This is a genomic window from Sphingomonas sp. DG1-23 (assembly GCF_030730875.1).
Taxonomy (GTDB): domain Bacteria; phylum Pseudomonadota; class Alphaproteobacteria; order Sphingomonadales; family Sphingomonadaceae; genus Sphingomonas.
Genome location: NZ_JAVAMA010000001.1, coordinates 361,340 through 382,130 on the forward strand (window position 1 = coordinate 361,340; position 20,791 = coordinate 382,130).

The 20,791-nt window shown below is 66.3% G+C and carries 21 protein-coding genes; 11 read left to right on the plus strand and 10 right to left on the minus strand.

Going from position 1 to position 20,791, the window contains the following annotated elements:
- Positions 1 to 18: 18 nt before the first annotated feature.
- Positions 19 to 894, minus strand: coding sequence for a UDP-2,3-diacylglucosamine diphosphatase (locus Q9Q95_RS01510; RefSeq protein ID WP_306093290.1), 876 nt, complete (start codon positions 892 to 894; stop codon positions 19 to 21).
- A 305-nt stretch (positions 895 to 1,199) separates the two neighbouring features.
- Between Q9Q95_RS01510 and Q9Q95_RS01515 the strand changes: the two genes are divergently transcribed.
- Positions 1,200 to 1,748 carry a hypothetical protein gene (locus Q9Q95_RS01515; protein WP_306093291.1) on the plus strand — a complete coding sequence of 183 codons (549 nt, stop codon included), beginning with the start codon at positions 1,200 to 1,202 and terminating at the stop codon, positions 1,746 to 1,748.
- Between the two features lie 257 nt (positions 1,749 to 2,005).
- Here Q9Q95_RS01515 and Q9Q95_RS01520 read toward each other — a convergent pair whose 3' ends face one another.
- From Q9Q95_RS01520 to Q9Q95_RS01530, 3 genes are all read right to left on the minus strand, one after another.
- Complete coding sequence (locus Q9Q95_RS01520; protein ID WP_306093292.1) at positions 2,006 to 2,623, minus strand: glutathione S-transferase family protein; 618 nt, start codon at positions 2,621 to 2,623, stop codon at positions 2,006 to 2,008.
- Between the two features lie 212 nt (positions 2,624 to 2,835).
- On the minus strand, positions 2,836 to 4,497 hold the full coding sequence (locus Q9Q95_RS01525; protein ID WP_306093293.1) for a flotillin family protein: 1,662 nt from the start codon (positions 4,495 to 4,497) through the stop codon (positions 2,836 to 2,838).
- Positions 4,498 to 4,534: 37 nt separating this feature from the next.
- Positions 4,535 to 5,143, minus strand: coding sequence for a YqiJ family protein (locus Q9Q95_RS01530; RefSeq protein WP_306093294.1), 609 nt, complete (start codon positions 5,141 to 5,143; stop codon positions 4,535 to 4,537).
- Positions 5,144 to 5,467: 324 nt separating this feature from the next.
- Between Q9Q95_RS01530 and Q9Q95_RS01535 the strand changes: the two genes are divergently transcribed.
- Positions 5,468 to 5,908, plus strand: a complete 441-nt coding sequence (locus Q9Q95_RS01535) for a hypothetical protein (RefSeq protein ID WP_306093295.1) — start codon at positions 5,468 to 5,470, stop codon at positions 5,906 to 5,908.
- A gap of 113 nt (positions 5,909 to 6,021) precedes the next feature.
- On the opposite strand, the gene Q9Q95_RS01540 is transcribed toward Q9Q95_RS01535, so the two are convergent.
- On the minus strand, positions 6,022 to 7,017 hold the full coding sequence (locus Q9Q95_RS01540) for an NAD(P)H-quinone oxidoreductase (protein ID WP_306093296.1): 996 nt from the start codon (positions 7,015 to 7,017) through the stop codon (positions 6,022 to 6,024).
- 78 nt (positions 7,018 to 7,095) lie between these two features.
- Here Q9Q95_RS01540 and Q9Q95_RS01545 point away from each other — a divergent pair, with 78 nt between their 5' ends.
- Together Q9Q95_RS01545 and clpA are read left to right on the plus strand one after the other, a co-directional pair.
- Entirely contained in the window at positions 7,096 to 7,293 is a 198-nt protein-coding gene (locus Q9Q95_RS01545) for a DUF1192 domain-containing protein (RefSeq protein ID WP_306093297.1), read from the plus strand.
- Between the two features lie 138 nt (positions 7,294 to 7,431).
- On the plus strand, positions 7,432 to 9,753 hold the full coding sequence (gene clpA / locus Q9Q95_RS01550; protein ID WP_306093298.1) for an ATP-dependent Clp protease ATP-binding subunit ClpA: 2,322 nt from the start codon (positions 7,432 to 7,434) through the stop codon (positions 9,751 to 9,753).
- 54 nt (positions 9,754 to 9,807) lie between these two features.
- On the opposite strand, the gene Q9Q95_RS01555 is transcribed toward clpA, so the two are convergent.
- Positions 9,808 to 10,230, minus strand: a complete 423-nt coding sequence (locus Q9Q95_RS01555) for a UrcA family protein (protein WP_306093299.1) — start codon at positions 10,228 to 10,230, stop codon at positions 9,808 to 9,810.
- A 207-nt stretch (positions 10,231 to 10,437) separates the two neighbouring features.
- Between Q9Q95_RS01555 and Q9Q95_RS01560 the strand changes: the two genes are divergently transcribed.
- The 5 genes from Q9Q95_RS01560 to bla all read left to right on the plus strand — a co-directional run bounded on the left by Q9Q95_RS01560 (position 10,438) and on the right by bla (position 15,973).
- Positions 10,438 to 11,613 carry a hypothetical protein gene (locus Q9Q95_RS01560; protein WP_306093300.1) on the plus strand — a complete coding sequence of 392 codons (1,176 nt, stop codon included), beginning with the start codon at positions 10,438 to 10,440 and terminating at the stop codon, positions 11,611 to 11,613.
- 367 nt (positions 11,614 to 11,980) lie between these two features.
- Entirely contained in the window at positions 11,981 to 13,087 is a 1,107-nt protein-coding gene (locus tag Q9Q95_RS01565; protein WP_306093627.1) for a sensor histidine kinase, read from the plus strand.
- Positions 13,084 to 13,887, plus strand: coding sequence for a LytTR family DNA-binding domain-containing protein (locus Q9Q95_RS01570; RefSeq protein ID WP_306093301.1), 804 nt, complete (start codon positions 13,084 to 13,086; stop codon positions 13,885 to 13,887). The genes Q9Q95_RS01565 and Q9Q95_RS01570 overlap by 4 nt, the downstream gene beginning before the upstream one ends.
- 327 nt (positions 13,888 to 14,214) lie before the next feature.
- The gene (locus Q9Q95_RS01575; RefSeq protein WP_306093302.1) at positions 14,215 to 14,964 is read left to right on the plus strand and encodes an isocitrate lyase/phosphoenolpyruvate mutase family protein; all 750 of its coding nucleotides are present in this window, start codon (positions 14,215 to 14,217) and stop codon (positions 14,962 to 14,964) included.
- Between the two features lie 130 nt (positions 14,965 to 15,094).
- Positions 15,095 to 15,973, plus strand: a complete 879-nt coding sequence (bla, locus tag Q9Q95_RS01580) for a class A beta-lactamase (RefSeq protein ID WP_306093303.1) — start codon at positions 15,095 to 15,097, stop codon at positions 15,971 to 15,973.
- A 132-nt stretch (positions 15,974 to 16,105) separates the two neighbouring features.
- On the opposite strand, the gene Q9Q95_RS01585 is transcribed toward bla, so the two are convergent.
- The 3 genes from Q9Q95_RS01585 to Q9Q95_RS01595 all read right to left on the minus strand — a co-directional run bounded on the left by Q9Q95_RS01585 (position 16,106) and on the right by Q9Q95_RS01595 (position 18,489).
- Positions 16,106 to 16,381 carry a DUF3297 family protein gene (locus tag Q9Q95_RS01585; RefSeq protein ID WP_306093304.1) on the minus strand — a complete coding sequence of 92 codons (276 nt, stop codon included), beginning with the start codon at positions 16,379 to 16,381 and terminating at the stop codon, positions 16,106 to 16,108.
- A gap of 15 nt (positions 16,382 to 16,396) precedes the next feature.
- Positions 16,397 to 18,046: an FAD-dependent oxidoreductase gene (locus Q9Q95_RS01590; protein WP_306093305.1), complete on the minus strand. Its 1,650-nt coding sequence runs from the start codon at positions 18,044 to 18,046 to the stop codon at positions 16,397 to 16,399.
- Positions 18,047 to 18,126: 80 nt separating this feature from the next.
- Positions 18,127 to 18,489, minus strand: a complete 363-nt coding sequence (locus Q9Q95_RS01595) for a hypothetical protein (protein ID WP_306093306.1) — start codon at positions 18,487 to 18,489, stop codon at positions 18,127 to 18,129.
- A 388-nt stretch (positions 18,490 to 18,877) separates the two neighbouring features.
- Here Q9Q95_RS01595 and Q9Q95_RS01600 point away from each other — a divergent pair, with 388 nt between their 5' ends.
- Positions 18,878 to 19,279 carry an EVE domain-containing protein gene (locus Q9Q95_RS01600; protein WP_306093307.1) on the plus strand — a complete coding sequence of 134 codons (402 nt, stop codon included), beginning with the start codon at positions 18,878 to 18,880 and terminating at the stop codon, positions 19,277 to 19,279.
- Here Q9Q95_RS01600 and Q9Q95_RS01605 read toward each other — a convergent pair.
- Positions 19,224 to 20,132 carry a hypothetical protein gene (locus Q9Q95_RS01605; protein ID WP_306093308.1) on the minus strand — a complete coding sequence of 303 codons (909 nt, stop codon included), beginning with the start codon at positions 20,130 to 20,132 and terminating at the stop codon, positions 19,224 to 19,226. The genes Q9Q95_RS01600 and Q9Q95_RS01605 overlap by 56 nt on opposite strands.
- A 169-nt stretch (positions 20,133 to 20,301) precedes the next feature.
- On the opposite strand from Q9Q95_RS01605, the gene Q9Q95_RS01610 reads away from it, so the two are divergent.
- Entirely contained in the window at positions 20,302 to 20,787 is a 486-nt protein-coding gene (locus tag Q9Q95_RS01610) for a methylated-DNA--[protein]-cysteine S-methyltransferase (RefSeq protein ID WP_306093309.1), read from the plus strand.
- The last annotated feature ends 4 nt before the right edge of the window (positions 20,788 to 20,791 follow it).

The following is a 20,791-nucleotide window of genomic DNA, read 5'->3' on the forward strand; positions in this document are numbered from 1 at the left end:
CGACCCCAGCCGCTGCCGTCACGCCGCCTCTAGTCTGGCCTCGGATCCGGGCGCATCGCGCGCCGCTATCTCGTCGGCCCAATGGAGAATTTCCATCCTACCGTCGTAATGCTCGACGAGCGCGGTGCAACCCTCCACCCAATCGCCGTCGTTATAATATTCCACGCCGTGGATCGAACGCATCTCCGCTTTGTGGATATGCCCGGCGACGACGCCGTGGATTCCGCGATGCGCCGCCTCGTGCGCGACCACCTCCTCGAACTTCGAAATGAACGAGACGGCGTTCTTGACCTTCTGCTTGGCGTATTTGCTCAGCGACCAATACGGCAAATTGAACAGCCGGCGACCCGCGTTCATCCAGCGGTTGAGCGCCATCAGCGCCTCGTAGGCCGCATCGCCGAGATGGGCGAGCCAGCGGTGCGACATGGTGATCGCGTCGAACTCGTCGCCGTGAAGGACGAGCAGGCGGCGGCCGTCGGCGGTCTCGTGGATCGCTTGGCGGAGGATCTCGACTCCGCCGAAATCGAGCCCCGCGAACTGGCGGAACATCTCGTCGTGATTGCCCGGAATATAGACGATCCGGGTGCCGCGCCTGGCGCGCTTGAGCACCCGCCAGACGATGTCGTTGTGCGACGCGGGCCAATAGAGCCGTTTCTTCATCGCCCAGCCGTCGATCATGTCGCCGACGAGGTACATGGTCTCGCTGTCGACATGGTCGAGAAAGTCGATCAGCATCTCGGCGTTGCAGCCGCGCGTGCCGAGATGGACGTCGGAGATCCACACGGTGCGATATTGCCGCCGACCCGCGACGACCCGCTCGGGAATCGTCGGCTGGGTGGCATGGAAGTCGCCGAACTGGGCTGCGTCGAACGGAAGCCTGGTGATCGTCGCCATGATCGTTCCCCCGCGGGAGCTTGTCCTGCAGGCGCCTATGCCCGGCGAATGTTACAATCGGAATCGTGCGGGCAACAATCGCGGCAGGAGACGAATTTCTCCGATTTCGTAGGCAAGATCCGTTCCTGATGCGAAGGGCGGGAACCGGGTGGGGCGCGGACTGACCGCTTTCGGGAAGGCACCTGGCTGAAGCCGCCAACCCGAATGGTATCGATGTACGGGAACTTGGCCTACCCGGTTCCGTCTATCTACCTCAATCGGGCAATCAGGCCCATCGGTCAGTGACAGGAAACGAGAATCGCAGAATGATCGACAAGCTGTTCTCGTCGGTTCGGATCACCCGAACGGCAACACGGGAAGAATTGACCGCACTCGATGCTGAGATCGGCGGCCTTCCCGCATCTTATCGTGTTTTTGCCGAACAGTATGGCACGGGCCTGACTAACGGAATGATCCTCATCTTCATGCCTTTCCCGTGCGCCGCTGGCACATTCCAGTTCGAGGGCAGCGGCCTTGCCGACATTCTCAACGACTTCATTGCTGATTGGATCGCCGACGGCCGGGCCCCCGGCGAACTGGATTGCCTGGAGCCTTACGACAAACAAAGCGTCGGCGTTGCTGCTCGATATAAAGACTTGGTTTTTTTCGGGAAAAGCGAGAACGGCGAGTCATTCTGTTGGCTACGTACAGATGATCGCTACAAATTCTATGCCCTTGATCGAGCCTTTCTGTCGCTGCGCTATGGCGGTGACGACCTGATGACGATGATAGGCGACATGCAGACCGATAAGGTGAAAGCGATCCTTGGAACGGGCTACAAGCCCTTGCCATCGTCGTTCGTCGGATTTGCTTAACGCAGAGCCTTGCCGCAGACCTGTCTTTCCCGCGGACGAACCGACAGCCGGGCAGCGCCACCCGCGATCGCGCTGCGTGTATCCCTAGGGCATATGCTTTCCCCGAATTCGTTCCCGATCACTGGTTCTCCGCAATTGGCACTCGCAGATCGACAGACGGGAAAGCTCGCCTGAGCGAACGACGACTTTTGGCAAAGCGGTCGTTCGTGGCGACAGCCGGAATTGGGCGTTAGCTGCCATCCGTATCTGCCCCGACCTTAACCTATGATCGGAATATGCGCCGGGTGGCTCGCCACCCGCGCGAGCCAGGTGCGGACATTGGGATAGGGCTGGAGATCGAAACCACCCTCTCCGGCGACATGGGTGTAAGCGTAGAGCGTGATGTCGGCGAGGGTGAGCCGATCGAGCACGAAGAAATCGCGACGGCCGAGATGTTCGTCCATCAATGCGAGCGCAGCCTCGCCCGCCGCGATTTTCCCCGGCAGTTGCGCGCGCTGCAGATCGGTGAGGTTCGCTTCGCCGATCAGGGTCCGCCAGAAGCGGACCGTGGCGATATTGGGTTCGTGATTATATTGTTCCCAGAACAGCCAGCGCAGCAGATCGGCGCGCTCGAAGCGATCGACCGGGATCAGGTCGCTGCCGTCGGCGAGATAGAAGGCCGCGGCATTGCTTTCGGGCAAAAAGTCGTCGCCGATCTGCAGCACCGGAATCCGGCCATTGGCGTTGACCTCCGCCAGGAACTGCGCGGTGCGCGTCTCGCCCTTGAGGATGTCGTATTGCCGCCGCTCGAGCGGCAGCCCGACATGCGCCGCGACGAGGCGGATCTTGTAGCAATTTCCCGACAGCGCGTACTCGTGCAGCACGAACGGACCCATGGCCTTCCCCCTATCTGGTGCGCCGCCTTTCTGCGGGCTGCGGCCGCTGCGTCAAACAAATAGCCGGCTGCGGATGATAAGGCCGGCTTATCGCTGGGCCACGGCTCCCGGCTTGTGCTCCTGCGAAAGCAGGAGCCCAGGATCATGACGTACTTCGCTACCCTGGGCTCCTGCTTTCGCAGGAGCACGGAAAATCAGCTGATCGCAAAGTGCTATTCGGCGGCCTGTGCCGGCGGCTGCGGCGCCGGCGGCGCGCGCTCGGCGACTGCGCTGGCGACCAGGGTGTCGAGCGAGCTGCCGTCGAAGCCGAGTTCCTTCATCAGCCCGTCGATCACCGGCGCCTGCGCGCGATAGCGCAAAGCCGCCGACACCGCCGAATTGGCGAGGTTGCGCTCGCCGTCGCCGTCGTTCGCCGCGCCGACCGACGCACCGCCGCGCCCGGTGAGCCCGTCGACCTGGACGATCCGAATCGAATCGATCGCCTCGAGCGGCTTCGACGCCTCGCGGATCACCTCAGGCAGCACCTTGAGCAACGCCATCTTGGTCTGCAGCGACACCTGATCCGACGACAGGATGTTCGCCGCCTCGTTGACCGCGCGCTGGCCCGCGGCCTCGACCTCGAAGCGGACGCGATCGGCCTCCGAACGCAATTTGGCGGCTTCGGCCTCGCCCTCGGCGGCGAGCCGCGCGGCTTCGGCGCGGTCGGCGGCGGCGGCCTTCTCGGCCTCGGCCTGCACCTTGATCCCGATCGCGGCACGCTCGGCCTCCCGGGCGGCGTCGATCAGCTCGATGCGCTTCTGGCGCTCGGCGACCTCGGCCTCGCGCGCAGTGCCGACGCGTTCCTCGGCGACCACCGCCTCGGCGCGCGCCTCGTCGGCCTTGGCCTTGGCCTGGCTTTCCTCGCGGCTCTTGTTCTGCACCGCGATCTGCTGCTCCTGCCGCGCCAGCTCGAGCGCCTGGGTCTGCGCGATCTTGGCCTCCTGCACCGCGCGATCGGCTTCGATCTGCTGCGCGTCGACCAGCTTCTTCGACTCGATCGCGGCCTGATCCGCCTCCTGCTTGCGCAGCGACTGCTCGCGCGCGACTTCGGCGCCCTGCGCGGCGCGGCGCATCTCGACTTCGCGCTCCTGCTCGAGCCGGGCGAATTCGGTGTCGCGGCCGATCAGGAAGGATGCCCGTTGCGCCTCGAGATTCTTGGTCTCGATCTGGACACGGGTGTCCTGCTCGATGTCGTTGCGCGCCTTTTTCCGAAGCTCGATCTGCTCGGTGAGCTTGGTCAGACCCTCGGCGTCGAACGCGTTATTGGCATTGAAATGCTCGATCGAGGTCTGGTCGAGACCGGTCAGCGACACCGATTCGAGCTCGAGCCCGTTCATCGCCAGATCGACCGAAGAGACCTGCTGCACCTTCTGGACGAACTCGGCGCGCTGCTCGTGGAGCTGCGCCATCGTCATCCCCGCCGCGACCGAGCGCAGCGCGTCGACGAACTTGCCCTCGACCAGCTCCTTGAGCGCATCGGGATGCATCGTCCGCATGCCGAGCGTCTGCGCCGCGGTGGCGATCGCCTGGGCATCGGGCTTCACCCGGACATAGAATTCGGCCTTGACGTCGATGCGCAGCCGATCGAGCGTGATCAGCGCGTCGCCGGCCTTGCGCTCGACCGCGAGCCGCACCGTGTTCATGTTGACCGGCATCGTCTCATGGAACACCGGCAGCACCAGCGCGCCGCCGTTGATCACCACTTTCTCGCCGCCGAAACCGGTGCGGACGAAGCCGATCTCCTTCGACGCGCGCTTGTAGAGCCTCGCGAGGATCAGTCCGAGGGTGAGCAAGGCGGCAAGGCCGATGCCGGCATAGATGAAATAAGGCAGCATCGATGTTGCTCCTTGGGGGACGAGATCGTTCATCGGTTCAGCTTTCGAGACGCGGCAAATGGAAATCGCCGCGGGAGATGGCACGGAAAAGATCGCCTTCGCGGCGGACGAGCAGCACCTGCTCGCCTTCCTCGAAGACCGCTCCGCTGCGATCGGGTTCGACCATGACGTAATGCGCCTGGCCGTGATGGTCCTCGGCGCGGGCACGCGCGGGCGAGCCGAGCGTCGCGCGCCCGGTGACCACTTGCGCCGACTTGCCGATCAGCGCCTCGAGCGGGACCGCGGTGGTGTGATCGTGCGGCAGGATGCGGGCGAGGCCGCGCGCCGCGAAGCCGGTGAGCGGCAGCGCGGCGAGCGCCACGGCGGGCACCGCGATCCACGCGTCGAGCGGCGCGCCGGTCAGGTCGAGCAATGCCTGTTGCAGGATCAGTCCGCCCACGCCGAAGACCGCGAGGAAGACGACGAGGACCATCAGCAAGGGCAGCCGGCCGACGCCGAGCCAGCTGAGCAGGTCGAGATCGCCATCGGCATCGATATCCGCGCCCGGCCCGCCAAGCCCGATCAGCTGGACCAGCCCGATCAGCAGCATCAGGACGATCGCCGTGACGAACACGACATTCTCCGATGCACCAAGAAACGAAAGCACTTCCCCACTCCCCCGAGTCGAGCCGAAGTCTAGGGGCGCATCACGGGAGTCGCTAACGAAATCGGCGTGCAATTCGTGGTTATCGGCGCTTGCCTCAATCCTCCCTCGCTTCAGCGGGGAAGGTGGCGCCAAAGGCGACGGAGGGGGTCTGGCCGCAGGCGCCGCGCTCGTGGCTACGCCCCCCTCCGTCAGCTTCGCTGCCACCTCCCCCGCTTACGCGAGGGAGGATTTTGTCTGCGCCGCCCTCCCCCGCGACTTAACAAAACCTTGCCGCGCCGCCGCCGGCGTCCGCGCTCCTCTATAAGAGTCCCGAGGAGTGCCCGAATGACGCTGCAGGATCTGTACGAGGAACATCGCGAAATCTTCCGCCTCGGCGAGAAATTGATTCATGTCGCGGCGGCCGATCGGCCGCGCATGCCCGAGCTGGTCGCGGCGCGGCGCGAGATCGCGCAGGCGGTGGCGCGGCATCTCGGCAACGAGGCGCGGCTTGCGCTGATGCCGCTGGGCGCGAGCACCGACGCCTATGACCGCGCGCTCGCCCGGCGCTACACCAGCGACCTCTTGTCGATGCGCCAGTCGGGCATCGCCCATATGGGCCAGTGGACGATGGATGCGATCGCCGCCGACCCGCGCGAATATCGCCTCGCGGTGCGCGCCCAGATGCGGATGATGGCCGCCCGGCGCCAATGGGAGGAAAGCGAGTTCCTGCCGGCGGCGGAACGGCTCGCCTCGGGCAGCCGTGCGCCGCTGCGATTGGTGGGGTGAGGCATCCCCCTCCCTTCCAGGGAGGGGTTAGGGGTGGGTAAGAATAGGCCGGGCTCGATGCCCGGCCTTTTCTTTGTTCCACGCGGTCCGTTGGGCTCGCCTTCGGGAGCAGCTCACCCCAATGTCAGCACGATCTTGCCGATATGCTCGCCCGATTCCATCCGGCGATGCGCGTCGGCCGCCTGCGCCAGCGGGAAGGTCGAATCGATCGCCGGCTTCAGGCGTCCCTGCTCGACGAACGGCCAGACCGTCCGGACCAGCTCGTCGGCGACGAGGCTCTTGAACGCAGTGTCGCGCGCGCGCAGCGTCGAGCCGGTGAGCACCAGCCGCTTGCGCATCACCTGCCACAGCGGGACCTTGACCTCGGCGCCGCGCTGGACCGCGATCGAGACGTGACGCCCCTCTTCGGCAAGGCATTCGAGGTTGCGCGGGACATAGTCGCCGCCGACCATGTCGAGCACCACGTCGACGCCGCGGCCGCCGGTGATGTCGAGCACCCGCGCGACGAAATCCTCGGTCCTGTAGTTGATCGCCTCGGCGGCGCCGGCGTCGCGCGCGGCCTGGCATTTGGCGTCGGAGCCGGCGGTCACGAGAACCGTCAGGTGGAACAATCGCGCCAGCGCGATCGCCATCATCCCGATCCCGCTGGTCCCGCCATGGACGAGCAGCCAGTCGCCATCGGCGGCGTAGGCGCGCTCGAACACGTTGGTCCACACGGTGAACAGGGTCTCGGGCATCGCCGCGGCCTCGATCATCGTCAGCGCCGCCGGCACCGGCAGGCATTGACCGAGCGGCGCGACGACATATTCGGCATAGCCGCCGCCGCTGACGAGCGCGCAGACCGGCTGGCCGATCACGTCCGCGACTTCGGGACCGGCCGCGACGATCGTCCCCGCCGCCTCGAGGCCAAGGATCGACGGCGCGCCCGGCGGGGCGGGATAGAGGCCCATGCGCTGCATCACCTCGGGGCGGTTGATTCCCGCCGCGGCCACCTGGATCAGCACTTCGCCGGCACCGGGCCGCGGCACCGGTCGCCGGACCGGGAGCAGCACTTCGGGCCCGCCGGGCCGTTCGGGGTCGATCGCCAGCATCGTTTCGGGGACGGTCATCAGTTTGTCGCTTTTCGCCCTCGGTAGAAACCCGAGGTCTTATTGACATCGCCCGGGCGAGGGTCAACGTTCGGCGGCATGGACGCAGACGAAAATCTGCCGCGTCGCAAGGACGACCTCGCCGCGCAGCTGGGCAAGCAGGATCTCGATCCGTTTTCGGTCGACGAGCTGAACGAGCGCGTCGCGCTGCTCGAAGCCGAGATCCTGCGCTGCAAGGCAAAGATTCAACACGCCGTTAACCACCGCGCAAGCGCAGACGCTCTATTTAAGAGATGAGCGTGACCGCACCGGAGATGGGGCCATACGCCACTCCCCTCCGGTGCCGGGCCGCTGCGCTTGATGCGGGGCCTGCCGATACCGACATTGTCGGAAACGGGCTCTGTATCCTTTCGGGCCCACTGGAGTTGTATCCGAATGCCTAGTTTCGCCTCCGCCCTCGAATCGACCCTGCACAAGGCGCTCGAGGCCGCGTCCTCCCGCCGCCACGAATATGCGACGCTCGAGCATCTGCTGCTGGCGCTCGTCGACGACGAGCATGCCTCGAAGGTGATGAGCGCGTGCGGCGTCGATCTCGGCGAGATCAAGACCACCGTGGCGCATTATCTCGATACCGAGCTCGAGGCGCTGAAGGTCGAGAACTCGACCGATCCGTCGCCGACCAGCGGCTTCCAGCGCGTCGTCCAGCGCGCGATCCTCCACGTCCAGTCCTCGGGCCGCGACGAAGTGACCGGCGCCAACGTGCTCGTCGCCTTGTTCAGCGAGCGCGAGAGCTATGCCGTCTATTTCCTCCAGCAGCAGGACATGAGCCGGCTCGACGCCGTCAGCTTCATCAGCCACGGCGTCGGCAAGGGCGCGACGCCGAGCGAGGCGAGCACCCCCAAGGGCGCCGAGGAAGAGAAGGCCGCCAAGTCCGAGGCCAAATCGGGCAAGGGCGAGAGCGCGCTCAAGCAATTCACCGTCGACCTCAACGAGAAAGCGAGGGCCGGCAAGGTCGATCCGCTGATCGGCCGCGGCCCCGAGGTCGACCGCACCGTTCAGATCCTCTGCCGCCGCTCGAAGAACAACCCGCTCTATGTCGGCGATCCCGGCGTCGGCAAGACCGCGATCGCGGAAGGGCTGGCGCGCAAGATCGTCGAGGGCCAGGTGCCCGAGGTGCTCAAGGAAGCGGTGATCTACTCGCTCGACATGGGCGCGTTGCTCGCCGGCACCCGCTATCGCGGCGATTTCGAGGAGCGCCTGAAACAGGTGGTCAACGAGCTCGAGAAATTGCCCCACGCGGTGCTGTTCATCGACGAGATCCACACCGTGATCGGCGCCGGCGCGACCAGCGGCGGCGCGATGGACGCGTCGAACCTGCTCAAGCCGGCTTTGTCGGGCGGCACGATCCGCTGCATCGGCTCGACCACCTACAAGGAATTCCGCAACCATTTCGAGAAGGACCGGGCATTGCTCCGGCGCTTCCAGAAGATCGACGTCAACGAGCCTTCGGTCGAGGACACGATCAAGATCATCACCGGACTGCGCTCGGCGTTCGAAGGCCATCACAGCGTCAAATACACCCCCGACGCGATCAAGTCGGCGGTGGAGCTCAGCGCGCGCTACATCAACGACCGCAAGCTGCCCGACAAGGCGATCGACGTGATCGACGAAGTCGGCGCGATGCAGATGCTGGTGGCGCCGTCCAAGCGCAAGAAGGTGATCACCACCAAGGAGATCGAGGCGGTCATCGCGACGATGGCGCGCATCCCGGCCAAGTCGGTCTCGTCCGACGACACCCGCGTGCTCGCCAATCTCGACACCGATCTCAAGCGGGTGGTGTTCGGGCAGGACAAGGCGATCGAGGTGCTGTCGTCCGCGATCAAGCTGTCGCGTGCCGGCCTGCGCGATCCCGACAAGCCGATCGGCAATTATTTGTTCTCGGGCCCGACCGGCGTCGGCAAGACCGAAGTCGCGCGCCAGCTCGCCGAGATCCTCGGCATCCCGCTCCAGCGCTTCGACATGTCCGAATATATGGAGCGCCACTCGGTGAGCCGCCTGATCGGCGCGCCTCCGGGCTATGTCGGCTATGATCAGGGCGGCCTGCTCACCGACGCGGTCGACCAGCAGCCGCATTCGGTGCTGCTGCTCGACGAGATCGAGAAGGCGCATCCCGACCTGTTCAACATCCTGTTGCAGGTGATGGACAACGGCAAGCTCACCGATCACCACGGCAAGACGGTCGATTTCCGGAACACCATCCTGATCATGACCACCAATGCCGGCGCATCGGACATGGCCAAGGAATCGATCGGCTTCGGCGAGAGCAGCCGCGAGGACGTCCAGGAAGAGGCGGTGAAGAAGCTCTTCACGCCGGAATTCCGCAACCGCCTCGATGCGATCGTGCCGTTCGACTATCTGCCGACCGAAGTGGTGGCGCGGGTGGTGGACAAGTTCATCCTCCAGCTCGAGCTCCAGCTGGCCGATCGCGCGGTCCACATCCAGCTCGACGACGAGGCCAAGACGTGGCTCACCGAACGCGGTTACGACAAGCTGTACGGCGCCCGCCCGATGGGCCGCCTGATCCAGGAGAAGATCAAGCAGCCGCTCGCCGAGGAATTGCTGTTCGGCAAGCTCGTCCACGGCGGCGAGGTCTCGGTCAAGCTCAAGGACAATGCGCTGGCGTTCGAGATCACGCCCGCAGCGCCCAAGCCCAAAAAGGGCGGCGGCAAGAAGGCCGAGAAGATCGCGGCGAAATAGGCTTCGGCCGATCGAATGAAGCGACGGGCCCGGGACATTCCCGGGCCCGTTTCTTTAGTAGCGATACACCACCGGCGGCGCATGGTGGACGATCACCACCGTCGCCCCGCCCGCTGCGGCCCCCGGCTCGGGCAGCGGCTGATAGGCCAGCCGCGGCGCGTCGCATCCGCCCCACCGGCACGCCTCCTCTTGCGCGATCCGCTCCTCGGCCATCCGGCGCATCCACAGATCGCGGTCGATCGCGCGCGCGGTCTGTTCCTCGGTGCTCGCCCACGCCTCGTCGCGGCAATCGCGGTCGCTGCCGCAGATCCGGTTGACCGCGCGCCCGATCCGCCGCGCCAGTTCGTCGATTCCCGCCGGCTCGGACAGATCGAGCGCCGAGGCATCGACGCGAATCGAGCGCCATTCGACCTCGCTCGCCTGTGCCGCAAGAGGAAGGGCGAGGGCGGCGAGCGCGAGACCGAACAGCTTCGTCATTACTTGATCCCCGGGCGATGCTGGATCATAACGGCACCACAACGCTTCAAAAGCCCCCGGGTCGCACCGGATCTCGACGCCCCTTTGTCCCATCGCAGGACATAATACGGCGCATGGCTCGGTGTATTGTTTGGATAGCACACTTGTTGCCGCGCTGGCATAGAGCCGCGCAGACGGACGGGGACGTCCGCTTGGGGGAGGTTTCGGATGAACAGGATCGAGACGCGACTGCTCGTCGCGGGCACGCTGCTGGCCGGGCTGGTCGGCGCAAGCGCGGTGATCGCGCAGAGCAACGATGCCGCACCCGACGCGCGCTACGTGATGGACGCGGGCACGATCGCGGGGATGATGGGCCAGGGCGACAGCCACGAGCTGACCTTGCGGCTCGGCTCGCGCCTCGCTCCCACCGGCGCGGCCAAGGCCGATCACTTCATGCCGGCCGGCGCGCGACTCGGCGCCTCGGTGCCGCTCGAGACGCCGGTGCGCAGCGACGAGGCGCTGCCCGCCAATTTCCAGCGGCCCAAAGGCCGCTTGCTGCTTTATTGGGGCTGCGGCGCCAAGGCCGGCCCAGGCCAGCCGGTGGTGGTGGATTTCGCCAGGGTCGCCAAAGGCGCGATGCCGCCGGGTCTGTTCTCGGCCAAGGTGCCTGCCGATCTCGGCCCGTCGCTCGCCAACAGCCGCAGCTTCGGCCAATGGCCGAACAGCCTGAAAAGCAGGAGCATCAGCGCGCAATCCTCGCTGATCGGCCAGCACCGCGTGGCCGGCAGCTACAGCCCCGAAATCGCCTTCGCGCTCGATCAGGATTTCATGGCCGGGCTGCGCGTCCGCGCGAGCGCCAATCCCGACGGCTCGACCGGGATCAGCTGGCAGGGGATCGGCAATGCCACCGGCTACCACGCCTGGGTGATGGGCGGAAAGGACATGGGCCAGAATGGCGGCGACATGGTGTGGTGGAGCTCGTCCGCCACGCAGGAATTCGGCGGTGGGCTGTGGAGCTGGCTGTCTCCGGCGACCGTCACGAAGTTGATCGGCCAGAAGATCGTGATGCCGCCCGCGCAGACCAGCTGCGTTGTCCCCGCCGAGGTAAAGAAGGCGGCAGGCGAGACGATGATGGGCTTCGTATACGCATATGGCCCCGAAGCGAACTTCGCCTTCCCCGAGCGCCCGCGCGACCCGAAGATCGCATGGAAGCCCAAATGGACCGCCAAGGTGCGCTATCGCTCGATGGGAATGTTCATGCCCGGCATGCCGGGCATGTCGGACATGCTTGGCGGCAGGGACGAGGAAGCGGCCGGCGAGACGCCCGAGGCGGCGAAGAAGAAGAAGTGCAAGCCGAAAGGATTGGGCGGCATGCTGAAGAAAGCGGCGGGCGTCGGCTGCTGAGACTGCGCTTCGCCGCTCCCTTCGTCGTTTAGGAAGCTTGCCGCATACAACTGTCACCCCGGACCTGTTCCGGGGTCCACCAGGCGGCCGGTGATGCGATGGAAGCTCTTGTCCGACCCTATCGGCACAGTGGACCCCGGAACAAGTCCGGGGTGACGGCGGATAGTTGGGACGCTGCCCCGAGCGGCGCGTCTGTGGAAAGGCCCCCACCACTTCGTGGTTCCCTTCCCGCGAGGAGGATTTGCATCGCTCTCACCGCCTCCGCAGGGCGGAACGCCGCGCCCGAATCGCGCCCCTCTTTGCGGCGGCTCGCGGTGAGTGTTAGAGGGGCGGCGTGGCCAAGACAGTGGAAACCGCGCAGCGGCTGATGCCAGGGCAGGCGAGCACGCCCGTGCTCTCGCGCCCCTTCTTCGAAGACAAGGGCCGCGCCTTCTGGATGCTCCAGGCGGCGGGGTGGAGCGGCTATCTGCTGCTGCGCAGCGTCGTGTCGATCTCGAACGGCTTTGCGGTCGAGCGGATCATCGCCGCGATCATCGAAGCGATCGTCGGCTATTGCCTGACCCTGTTGCTCTCGACGCTCTACGGCTATTATCGCCGCCTGCCGCGGATCACCGGGATCCTGCTGACCCTCGCGACGCTGGCGATCGCGACGGTGATCTACGCGGTGATCGACGCCTTCACCTTTTCGTTCATCCGCGAGGGCGATACCGGCGTCACCTTCGCGCTGGTGGTCGGCACGGTGTTCATCAACTTCACCGTGCTCGCCGGCTGGTCGGCGCTCTATTTCGGGATCAATTTCTATCTGATCGTCGAGCAGCAGATCGATCAGATGCAATTGCTCGAGAACCAGGCGTCGAGCGCCCAGCTGGCGATGCTCCGCTACCAGCTCAATCCGCACTTCCTGTTCAACACGCTCAATTCGATCTCGACCCTGGTGCTGCTCAAGCAGACCGAGCGGGCGAACGTGATGCTCAGCCGATTGTCGTCGTTCCTGCGCTACACTCTCGCCAACGAGCCCACCGCGCACGTCACGCTCAGTCAGGAAGTCGAAACGCTCCAGCTCTATCTCGAGATCGAGAAGATGCGATTCGACGAGCGGCTGCGCACTCATTTCGACGTGGATCCGCGCGTGTCGAAAGCGCGGCTGCCGTCACTGCTGCTCCAGCCCTTGGTCGAAAATGCGATCAAATATGCCGTCACGCCGCAGGAAGAGGGCGCCGACATCACCATCACGGCTCGGCTCACCGGAGAACGAGTGCAGATCGCCGTATCCGACACCGGCCCCGGATTGATCGAAAGCAAACCACGGCCGACTCTCTCAACCGGCGTGGGGCTCGCCAACATCAAGGAACGGCTGGCGCAGACTTTCGGGTCTGACCATCGTTTCGAAACGAGAACGAAACTTGGGGAAGGTTTCAGCGTTGAGATAGAAATCCCGTTCCAGCTCGAGGAACCGAACCGAGAGGCCGCATGACCATCCGTACCATCCTCGTTGACGACGAACCCCTGGCGATTCAGGGGCTCGAGCTCCGATTGCAGGAGCATGAGGATGTCGAAATCATCGACAAATGCTCCAACGGCCGCGAGGCCATCCGCGCAATCAAGACCCACAAACCCGATCTCGTCTTTCTCGACATCCAGATGCCCGGCTTCGACGGCTTCTCGGTCGTCCAGGGGCTGATGGAAGTCGAACCGCCCTTGTTCGTGTTCGTCACCGCTTATTCGGACCACGCCATCCGCGCCTTCGAGGCGCAGGCGATGGATTATCTGATGAAGCCGGTCGAGCCGAGCCGCCTCGCCGACACGCTCGATCGGGTCCGCCAGCGGCTGACCGAGAAACGCGGCGTCGAGGAAGTCGACCGTCTCAAGGAAGTGCTCGCCGAAGTCGCGCCCGACGCGGTCGACGAGATCGCCACCTCGGACAGCGGCGAGATGGCGTCGAACCGCTTCGAGAAATTGATCAACATCAAGGATCGCGGCCAGATCTTCCGAGTCGACGTCGACACGATCGAGCGGATCGACGCCGCCGGCGATTACATGTGCATCTACACCGGCGACAACACGCTGATCCTGCGCGAGACGATGAAGGATCTCGAAAAGCGCCTCGATCCGCGGCGCTTCCAGCGGGTCCATCGCTCGACGATCGTCAATCTCGACCTCGTCCGCCAGGTCAAGCCGCACACCAATGGCGAATGCTTCCTCGTGCTCGATTCGGGCGCGAGCGTGAAGGTCAGCCGCAGCTATCGCGACGTGGTGGCGCGCTTCGTGCACTAGACCTTTACTTCCCTCGCCCCCTGAAAGGGGGAGAGGGTTGCGCAGACTTGGGTTTTGCGCAGCAAAGCCTTAGTCGGTGCTGGGTGAGGGGGTGCGGCCGCAGAGCGGCCGCGCGGCGCTGCGCGCCGCTCTACCCCTCACCAAGCTGCGCTAGCCAGCAGGCTGGCAAGCTTCGCTATCCTCTCCCCTATCAAGGGGAGAGGGAGTTTGGGACCAGATGTCGCGGCAGCTCGATATCGCCTTGGCATCCAGCCTCGGCCGCAAGGAACGGATTGCGCCCCGCCGCCGGCCGCACTAGAACATTACGCGAACGAAATGGAGAGCGTAATGTCGAAATTCGAATCCTTCGCGGCGCTGCACGTCCCCGGCAAGCCGGTCATTCTGTTCAACGTCTGGGATGCCGGCTCGGCCAAGGTTGCCGAGCGTGCCGGCGCCAGGGCGATCGCCACCGGCAGCGCCTCGGTCGCCACGGCGCACGGCGTCGGCGATGCCGAAGGGCTGCCGATCGCACTCGCGCTCGCCAATGCCGCGCGCGTCGTCGCGGCGGTCGACCTGCCGGTGTCGATCGACTTCGAGGGCGGCTATGCCCTCGAGGAGGAGCCGCTCGCGCAAAACATGGCGGCGCTCGCCGCCACCGGGGCGATCGGCTGCAATTTCGAGGACCAGTTGATCGGCGGCACGGGCATGCACGCGATCGACGCGCAGGCGAAGCGAGTCGCGGCGGCGCGGCGCGGCGCCGGCCCGGCCTTCTTCCTCAACGCGCGAACCGACATCTTCCTCCAGGCCAAGGCCGAGACGCATGATCGGGCCAAGGCCGATGCCGCGATCGAGCGCGCCCATGCCTATGCCGAGGCCGGCGCCAGCGGCTTCTTCGTGCCCGGCCTCGCCGACCTCGCGCTGCTCGAGCGGGTATGCGCCGCCTCGCCGCTGCCGGTGAACTTCATGGCCTTTCCCGGCGCGCCCTCGGCCAAGGCGGTCGCCGAAGCCGGCATCGCCCGGATCAGCCACGGCCCCTTCCCGCATCTGCTCGCGCTCAAGGCCTTCGAGGATGCGGCGCGCGAAGCGTTTGCGGCGTGAAACCCAGATCCTCCCCCGCTAAAGCGGGGGAGGATCTGGTGCATGAATCCTTCTAATGGCTCCGCCGAGATTTGATCCTTTGCGCCTGTCCCCTCCCCAACGGCATCAGGCGCGGAAAGGGAGAGCCGACATGGACAGACGCAAATTTCTTTGGGCTGGCGGCGCTTTCGCCGCGGCGTCGGCGGTGCCGGCATTCGGCAAGGCCCCCGCCCGTTTCGGGGCCGATTTCCGCAGGACAATCGCGGCGGTCGAGCAAGCGAGCGCCGGCCGGCTCGGCCTGGCGGTGATCGACACCGGCTCGGGCGAACGCTTCGGCTGGCGTGCGGCCGAGCGTTTCCCGATGTGCAGCACCTTCAAATTCGCGCTGGCCGCGGCGATGCTGAAGCAGGTCGAGCACAAGCGCGAGACGCTCGACCGTCGCCTTCCGGTCGTCGCGGGCGACATCGTCAGCAATTCCCCGTTTTGCGAGAAGCGCGTCGGCGGCACCGCGAGCGTCGCCGAGCTCTGCCACGCGACGATCACGTTGAGCGACAACAGCGCCGCCAACCTGCTGCTCCGCACGATCGGCGGCCCCGCCGGCTTCACCCGCGGGCTGCGAGGCTTCGGCGATCCGGTGACCCGGCTCGACCGCTGGGAAACCGCGATGGGCGAAGCAGCGCCCGGCGACCCGCGCGACACGACCACGCCACAGGCCATCGCCGCGCTGGCGCAGCGACTGGTGCTCGGCACGCTTCTGGCACCCGCCAGCCGTGCGCAACTGACGACGTGGATGAAGGACACCCGCACCGGCGCGACCAGCCTGCGTGCCGGGCTGCCGCGCGACTGGGCGCTCGCTTACAAGACCGGCGCAGGCGGGCACGGCACCGACAATCTGGTCGGGATCGCCTGGCCGCCGCGCCGCGCGCCTCTGGTCGTGGCGAGCTACGTCACCGGCAGCACGCTGGCGCTGGAGCAAAGCCGCCCGCTCCACGCCCGGATCGGCCGCGCGATCGTCGCGGCGATGGGCTAGCCGCGTTCGAAAATATCCGTGCTCCTGCGAAAGCAGGAGCCCAGGATTACGGCAAGTCAGCCTGCGGCTCCGGGCTCCTGCTTTCGCAGGAGCGCGGGCTGCATTTTCGCGCCAGCCACTGCCAGGAGCACTTCAACCCTCGGAATCGTCCGCCGGCGCGTCGCCCTCGGCGGGGCGCTCGAACCACGCCTCGACCGGGCCGGTGAGCTTGATCGTCAGCGGCTGGCCCTTGCGGTCCATCTTCTTGCCCAGGGCGACGCGGATCCAGCCTTCGGAGATGCTGTATTCCTCGACGTCGCGGCGCTCGACGCCCTTGAAGCGGATGCCGATGCCGCGCTCCAGCAGCTCGCGCTGGAAATGGGGGCTGTTCGGATTGACCGAGAGGCGGTCGGGAGGCGTATCACTCATGGACGGCCTTTGCCGCTATTGTTCGACGCTTTCAAGATAACGGTGGATCGCCGACACCACCACCGATCCCTCGCCCACGCCCGAGGCGACCCGCTTGACCGATCCCGAGCGCACGTCGCCGACCGCGAACACCCCGTGCGCCGACGAGCAGAAGAAGGTCTCGCCCGACCCGGTCTTGACGAATCCCGCCTGGTCGAGTTCGACACAGCCGTCGAGCCAGTCGGTATTGGGTTGCGCGCCGATCATCACGAACAGGGCGCCGACCTCGTGCCGCTGCGCTTCGCCGCTCTTGCGCTGCGTCCAGGTCAATGCCTCGAGATGCTTGCCGCCCTCGAGTTCGGTGACTTCGGTGAAGGGGTGCAGGGTGATCTTGTCCGAAGCCTCGATCCGGTCGATCAGATAGCGCGACATCGTCGCCGCCAGCCCCGCCCCGCGCACCAGCATATGGACGTGCCCCGCGGTGCGCGACAGATAGATCGCCGCCTGCCCCGCCGAATTGCCGCCGCCGATCACCACCGCGGTCTGCGCCGCGCACAGCCCGGCCTCCATCGCGGTCGCGGCATAATAGATGCCGTTGCCCTCGAGCTCGGCATAAAGCGGCAGATCGAGCTTGCGATAGCGCGCGCCGGTCGCGACCACCACGGCATGCGCCTTCAGCGTGGCGCCGTCGTCGAGCCGGATCGTGTAGGGCCGCGCGTCGCAATCGATCCCCGCCGCGCTGCGCGACACCAATAACCGCGCGCCGAACTTCTGCGCCTGGACCTGCGCGCGCCCGGCGAGCGCCTGTCCCGAAATACCGGTCGGGAAGCCGAGATAATTCTCGATCTTGCTGCTCGTCCCCGCCTGCCCGCCCGGCGCGACCGATTCGATCACGATCGTGTCGAGCCCCTCCGACGCGGCATAGACCGCCGAGGCCAGCCCCGCCGGCCCCGCCCCGACCACCGCGACGTCGTGGACATGCTCGGGGTCCACCGCCGAGGCGAGCCCCAGCGCATCGGCGAGCTGGGCGTTGCTCGGATTGCGCAGCGCCCGCCCGTCGGCGACCACCACCGGCAGGTCGGCGTCGGTGAGCGCGAAGCATTCCATGAACCCGCCCGCGTCGCCGTCGACCTCGGTGTCGATCCGCTTGTGCGGCAGCGCATTGCGCGACAGGAAGGTCTCGATCCGCGCCGTGTCCGCCGCGTGCGCCGGCCCCAGCAACGCCACCCCCGCGGTGCCGTGGAGCAGCATCCCCACCCGGCGCAGGATGAAGGCGCGCATCACGATCTCGCCGATATCGGGCTCGGCCGCCATCATCCGCCGGAATTCGGCGCGGCCGACCCGCACCACCCGCGTCTCGCTTTTGGCGCGGCCGGTGACCAAGATCGTCCGGTCGTTGAACAGATCGAGCTCGCCGGTGAACTGACGCGGCACATGCGTGTGGACGATATGCTCGCCCCCCTTCGCATCGGTGTCGAAAATCTCGATCGCGCCGGCCATGCACAGGAAGAAATCGACGCTGCGATCGCCGCGGCGGAACAGCAGGGCGCCGTCGGCGAGCACTTCCTCGGCGCCGAACGCGGCGACCCGCGCCGCCATTTCTTCGGACAGCGAGGGAAAGGTCTGCGCCTCGCGCAGATAGGGATCCGAAGGATCGGGTCGTTGCGCTGGCGAATCATGTCCCATGCCGCCAGTCTAGCGTTTCTTCCGCACATGCGAAGAGCGGCGCGGACCAAAGCCCGCGCCGCTCGTCTTTTCGGTCTGCCCTAGCGGCAGTAACGGACCCGCACGCGCCGATCGAGATAGGGATCATAGACCCGACGCGTGTGGCAGCGATCCCAGCCGCGATAGCGCCGCTGGTAATCGCGGTAATAATAGCCGTCGACCGGATAATAGCCGCGGTCGCGATAATAGCGCCGGTCATAATCGTAGCGGCGATCGTAGCGGTCGCCGCTGGCGAGCGCCGCGCCGATGGCGAGGCCGGCAATGCCCGCGACGATCGCGGTGCCGGTATCGTCGTGATGCCGATAGCGGCGATAGCGCTGCGCCTCGGCGGTCGGCGCGACCGCGACCAGCACGCTCGCGCCGAGAACCGTGCCGAGCACGGCCTTCTGGACGAAATTGGCCATGATACTGCTCCTCTCGATACGCGCGCCGGCAGTCCGGGGGTGGAATCGCGGCGCTGAGCTTGCAGGGTTAACGCATGGCGGCTGAATGGGTTCGGAATCGCGCGTTCAGCGCGGGTTTAGGGTCGGCCCAACGAACGTCCTCCCGGAAGCCGCTTTTCTTCAAATCACTGATTTGAATCGAAAAGCGCGCTATCCGGGATCCACCATGAGGCATGTATCCAGCGGCGAGGTGGCTCCCGGACTGAAGGCTTTCCAACGGTAAACCTGCGGTTCTCCGGGAAAGCCTAACATCCGGGATGACGAAAAGGGCGGAATCCACCCAGGAAGGCGGGCCCGCTACTCCCCAGCCCCCATTGCGGACGCCGTTGCCGCACCCTAATCGGCACGCATGGCTTACTGGCTCCTCCGCTCCGAACCCGATGCCTATTCGTGGGACGATCTGATCCGCGACGGCGCCACCGAATGGAACGGCGTGCGCAACTATACCGCGCGCAATTTCCTGAAGGAGATGCAGCCCGGCGACCGGGCCTTCTTCTACCATTCGAACACCGAAAAGGCCGCGGTCGGCGTGATGGAGATCACCCGCGCCTGGCAGCCCGACGGCGACGACGGCAAATGGGCGAGCGTCGCGGTCAGGCCGGTCGACAAGCTGGCCAGGCCGGTGCCGCTCGCCGACATCAAGGCCGAGCCGCGGCTCAAGGACCTCGAGATGCTCCGCCAGTCGCGGCTCAGCGTCACGCCCGTCCGCGACCAGGAATGGGCGGTGCTGCTGGAGATGGCGAAGGCATAACCGGCGCCCCGTCGGCTTCGTCCGCGGCCGGCACCCAGTCCACCGCTTCCTCGATCCTCACCGGCGGCTCCAGCGTGCCGCGATACGGCGTGCCTTCGAAGGGCAAGGGGATGAAAGGCTCGCCCGGATCGTCCCCGGCTGCGTCCGCCGCTTCCTCGCCGCCCGCGGCGATCGCGGCATCTGCAGCAGCCCGGCGTTCGGCACAGGCCGTGATCGCCGCCGCGACCGCCGCCTCGGCCTCGGCATCCAGCGTCACCCCGGCAAAGCCCGCCAGCGCCGCGGCATGTTCGTCGTCGCGCAGCGCCGCGTCCATGCTGCCGCCATCGCCGTGGATCACGGTGCGCATCGTCGTGGCGCTCGCCTGCGCCCCCGCGCCCTTGATGCCCCCGCTCGCTGCCCCGGCGCTGGCGCGAGTCGAGAAATAATTGATCGTGGTGCGCTTGCCCGAAGCGTCGCGGCCATAATGGCGCAGGCAGAAGATCAGCAGCGCATCGTTGTGCTTGCGCCGAAAGCCCATCAATTTCCCGCCGACGAAGACCGGGACCAGTTCGCCCTCGATCGCGCGCTCGAAGGCAAGGTCCTTCAGGCGCGCCAGCCCGAAATCGAGCGCCGAATCCCATGCCCGCCGAAACCCCTCGGCGCCGGCCGCGCGGCGCAGCGCATAGGCATTGGCCTGCGACATGTTGACCATCGCCGCGGCGCGCCGGACCGATCCGGTATCGGCGAGCGCATCGATGAACGCCTTTTGCCGCGCGGGCGTCCAGCCGTCATGGCGGTTGCATTTGCGCGGCACCGGCGGAAAATCGGGCAAATCAGGCCGCGCCGCGCGCGGGACGGGAACGCGATTTTGCATGGACACCCCTCCTGTCGAATCGCCCAATCGATCAGGGTGTATGGATTTCGCGGCAAATAGGAAAGGATTTGTTTCTGTTTTGTTCTTGCGCCATGGCGGAGGTTGAGCGCAAGCCACGGGACGCATCCGCCGGCCGGGACGGGTAGACCAGGGCACGAAAGGACATGCCATGACCGACAAGTTCAAGACCGTCCCGTCGCCCGTCGGCACGCTGACCCTCGTGGCGAGCGATGCCGGGCTGATTGCGATCCTCTGGGAGAATGACCGTCCCGGGCGCGTCAAGCTGCGCGACAGGGAGGAAGCCCCCGAGCATCCGGTGCTGGTCGAGACCGCGCGCCAGCTCGACGAGTATTTCGCCGGCAAGCGGACCAGCTTCAACGTGCCGCTCGATTTCCGCGGCACCGATTTCCAGAAGAGCGTGTGGGCCGCATTGCTGACCATCCCGTTCGGCGAGACGCGCAGCTATGGCGCGATCGCCCGCCAGATCGGCCGGCCGAGCGCGTCGCGCGCGGTGGGCGCAGCGAACGGCCGCAACCCGATCTCGATCGTCGCGCCGTGCCACCGGGTGATCGGCGGCAACGGCGCGCTCACCGGCTTCGCCGGCGGGCTGGCGGCGAAGGAATTGCTGCTCGGGATCGAGCGCGCGCGTTCCTGATCCC

What these genes read in the sequence shown, in the direction of transcription:
- Q9Q95_RS01510 (WP_306093290.1), bottom strand. Translation starts at nt 894, where the DNA reads ATGGCGACGATCACCAGGCTTCCGTTCGACGCAGCCCAGTTCGGCGAC.
- Q9Q95_RS01515 (WP_306093291.1), top strand. Translation starts at nt 1,200, where the DNA reads ATGATCGACAAGCTGTTCTCGTCGGTTCGGATCACCCGAACGGCAACA.
- Q9Q95_RS01520 (WP_306093292.1), bottom strand. Translation starts at nt 2,623, where the DNA reads ATGGGTCCGTTCGTGCTGCACGAGTACGCGCTGTCGGGAAATTGCTAC.
- Q9Q95_RS01525 (WP_306093293.1), bottom strand. Translation starts at nt 4,497, where the DNA reads ATGCTGCCTTATTTCATCTATGCCGGCATCGGCCTTGCCGCCTTGCTC.
- Q9Q95_RS01535 (WP_306093295.1), top strand. Translation starts at nt 5,468, where the DNA reads ATGACGCTGCAGGATCTGTACGAGGAACATCGCGAAATCTTCCGCCTC.
- Q9Q95_RS01540 (WP_306093296.1), bottom strand. Translation starts at nt 7,017, where the DNA reads ATGACCGTCCCCGAAACGATGCTGGCGATCGACCCCGAACGGCCCGGC.
- Q9Q95_RS01545 (WP_306093297.1), top strand. Translation starts at nt 7,096, where the DNA reads ATGGACGCAGACGAAAATCTGCCGCGTCGCAAGGACGACCTCGCCGCG.
- clpA (WP_306093298.1), top strand. Translation starts at nt 7,432, where the DNA reads ATGCCTAGTTTCGCCTCCGCCCTCGAATCGACCCTGCACAAGGCGCTC.
- Q9Q95_RS01555 (WP_306093299.1), bottom strand. Translation starts at nt 10,230, where the DNA reads ATGACGAAGCTGTTCGGTCTCGCGCTCGCCGCCCTCGCCCTTCCTCTT.
- Q9Q95_RS01560 (WP_306093300.1), top strand. Translation starts at nt 10,438, where the DNA reads ATGAACAGGATCGAGACGCGACTGCTCGTCGCGGGCACGCTGCTGGCC.
- Q9Q95_RS01565 (WP_306093627.1), top strand. Translation starts at nt 11,981, where the DNA reads ATGCCAGGGCAGGCGAGCACGCCCGTGCTCTCGCGCCCCTTCTTCGAA.
- Q9Q95_RS01570 (WP_306093301.1), top strand. Translation starts at nt 13,084, where the DNA reads ATGACCATCCGTACCATCCTCGTTGACGACGAACCCCTGGCGATTCAG.
- Q9Q95_RS01575 (WP_306093302.1), top strand. Translation starts at nt 14,215, where the DNA reads ATGTCGAAATTCGAATCCTTCGCGGCGCTGCACGTCCCCGGCAAGCCG.
- bla (WP_306093303.1), top strand. Translation starts at nt 15,095, where the DNA reads ATGGACAGACGCAAATTTCTTTGGGCTGGCGGCGCTTTCGCCGCGGCG.
- Q9Q95_RS01585 (WP_306093304.1), bottom strand. Translation starts at nt 16,381, where the DNA reads ATGAGTGATACGCCTCCCGACCGCCTCTCGGTCAATCCGAACAGCCCC.
- Q9Q95_RS01590 (WP_306093305.1), bottom strand. Translation starts at nt 18,046, where the DNA reads ATGGGACATGATTCGCCAGCGCAACGACCCGATCCTTCGGATCCCTAT.
- Q9Q95_RS01595 (WP_306093306.1), bottom strand. Translation starts at nt 18,489, where the DNA reads ATGGCCAATTTCGTCCAGAAGGCCGTGCTCGGCACGGTTCTCGGCGCG.
- Q9Q95_RS01600 (WP_306093307.1), top strand. Translation starts at nt 18,878, where the DNA reads ATGGCTTACTGGCTCCTCCGCTCCGAACCCGATGCCTATTCGTGGGAC.
- Q9Q95_RS01605 (WP_306093308.1), bottom strand. Translation starts at nt 20,132, where the DNA reads ATGCAAAATCGCGTTCCCGTCCCGCGCGCGGCGCGGCCTGATTTGCCC.
- Q9Q95_RS01610 (WP_306093309.1), top strand. Translation starts at nt 20,302, where the DNA reads ATGACCGACAAGTTCAAGACCGTCCCGTCGCCCGTCGGCACGCTGACC.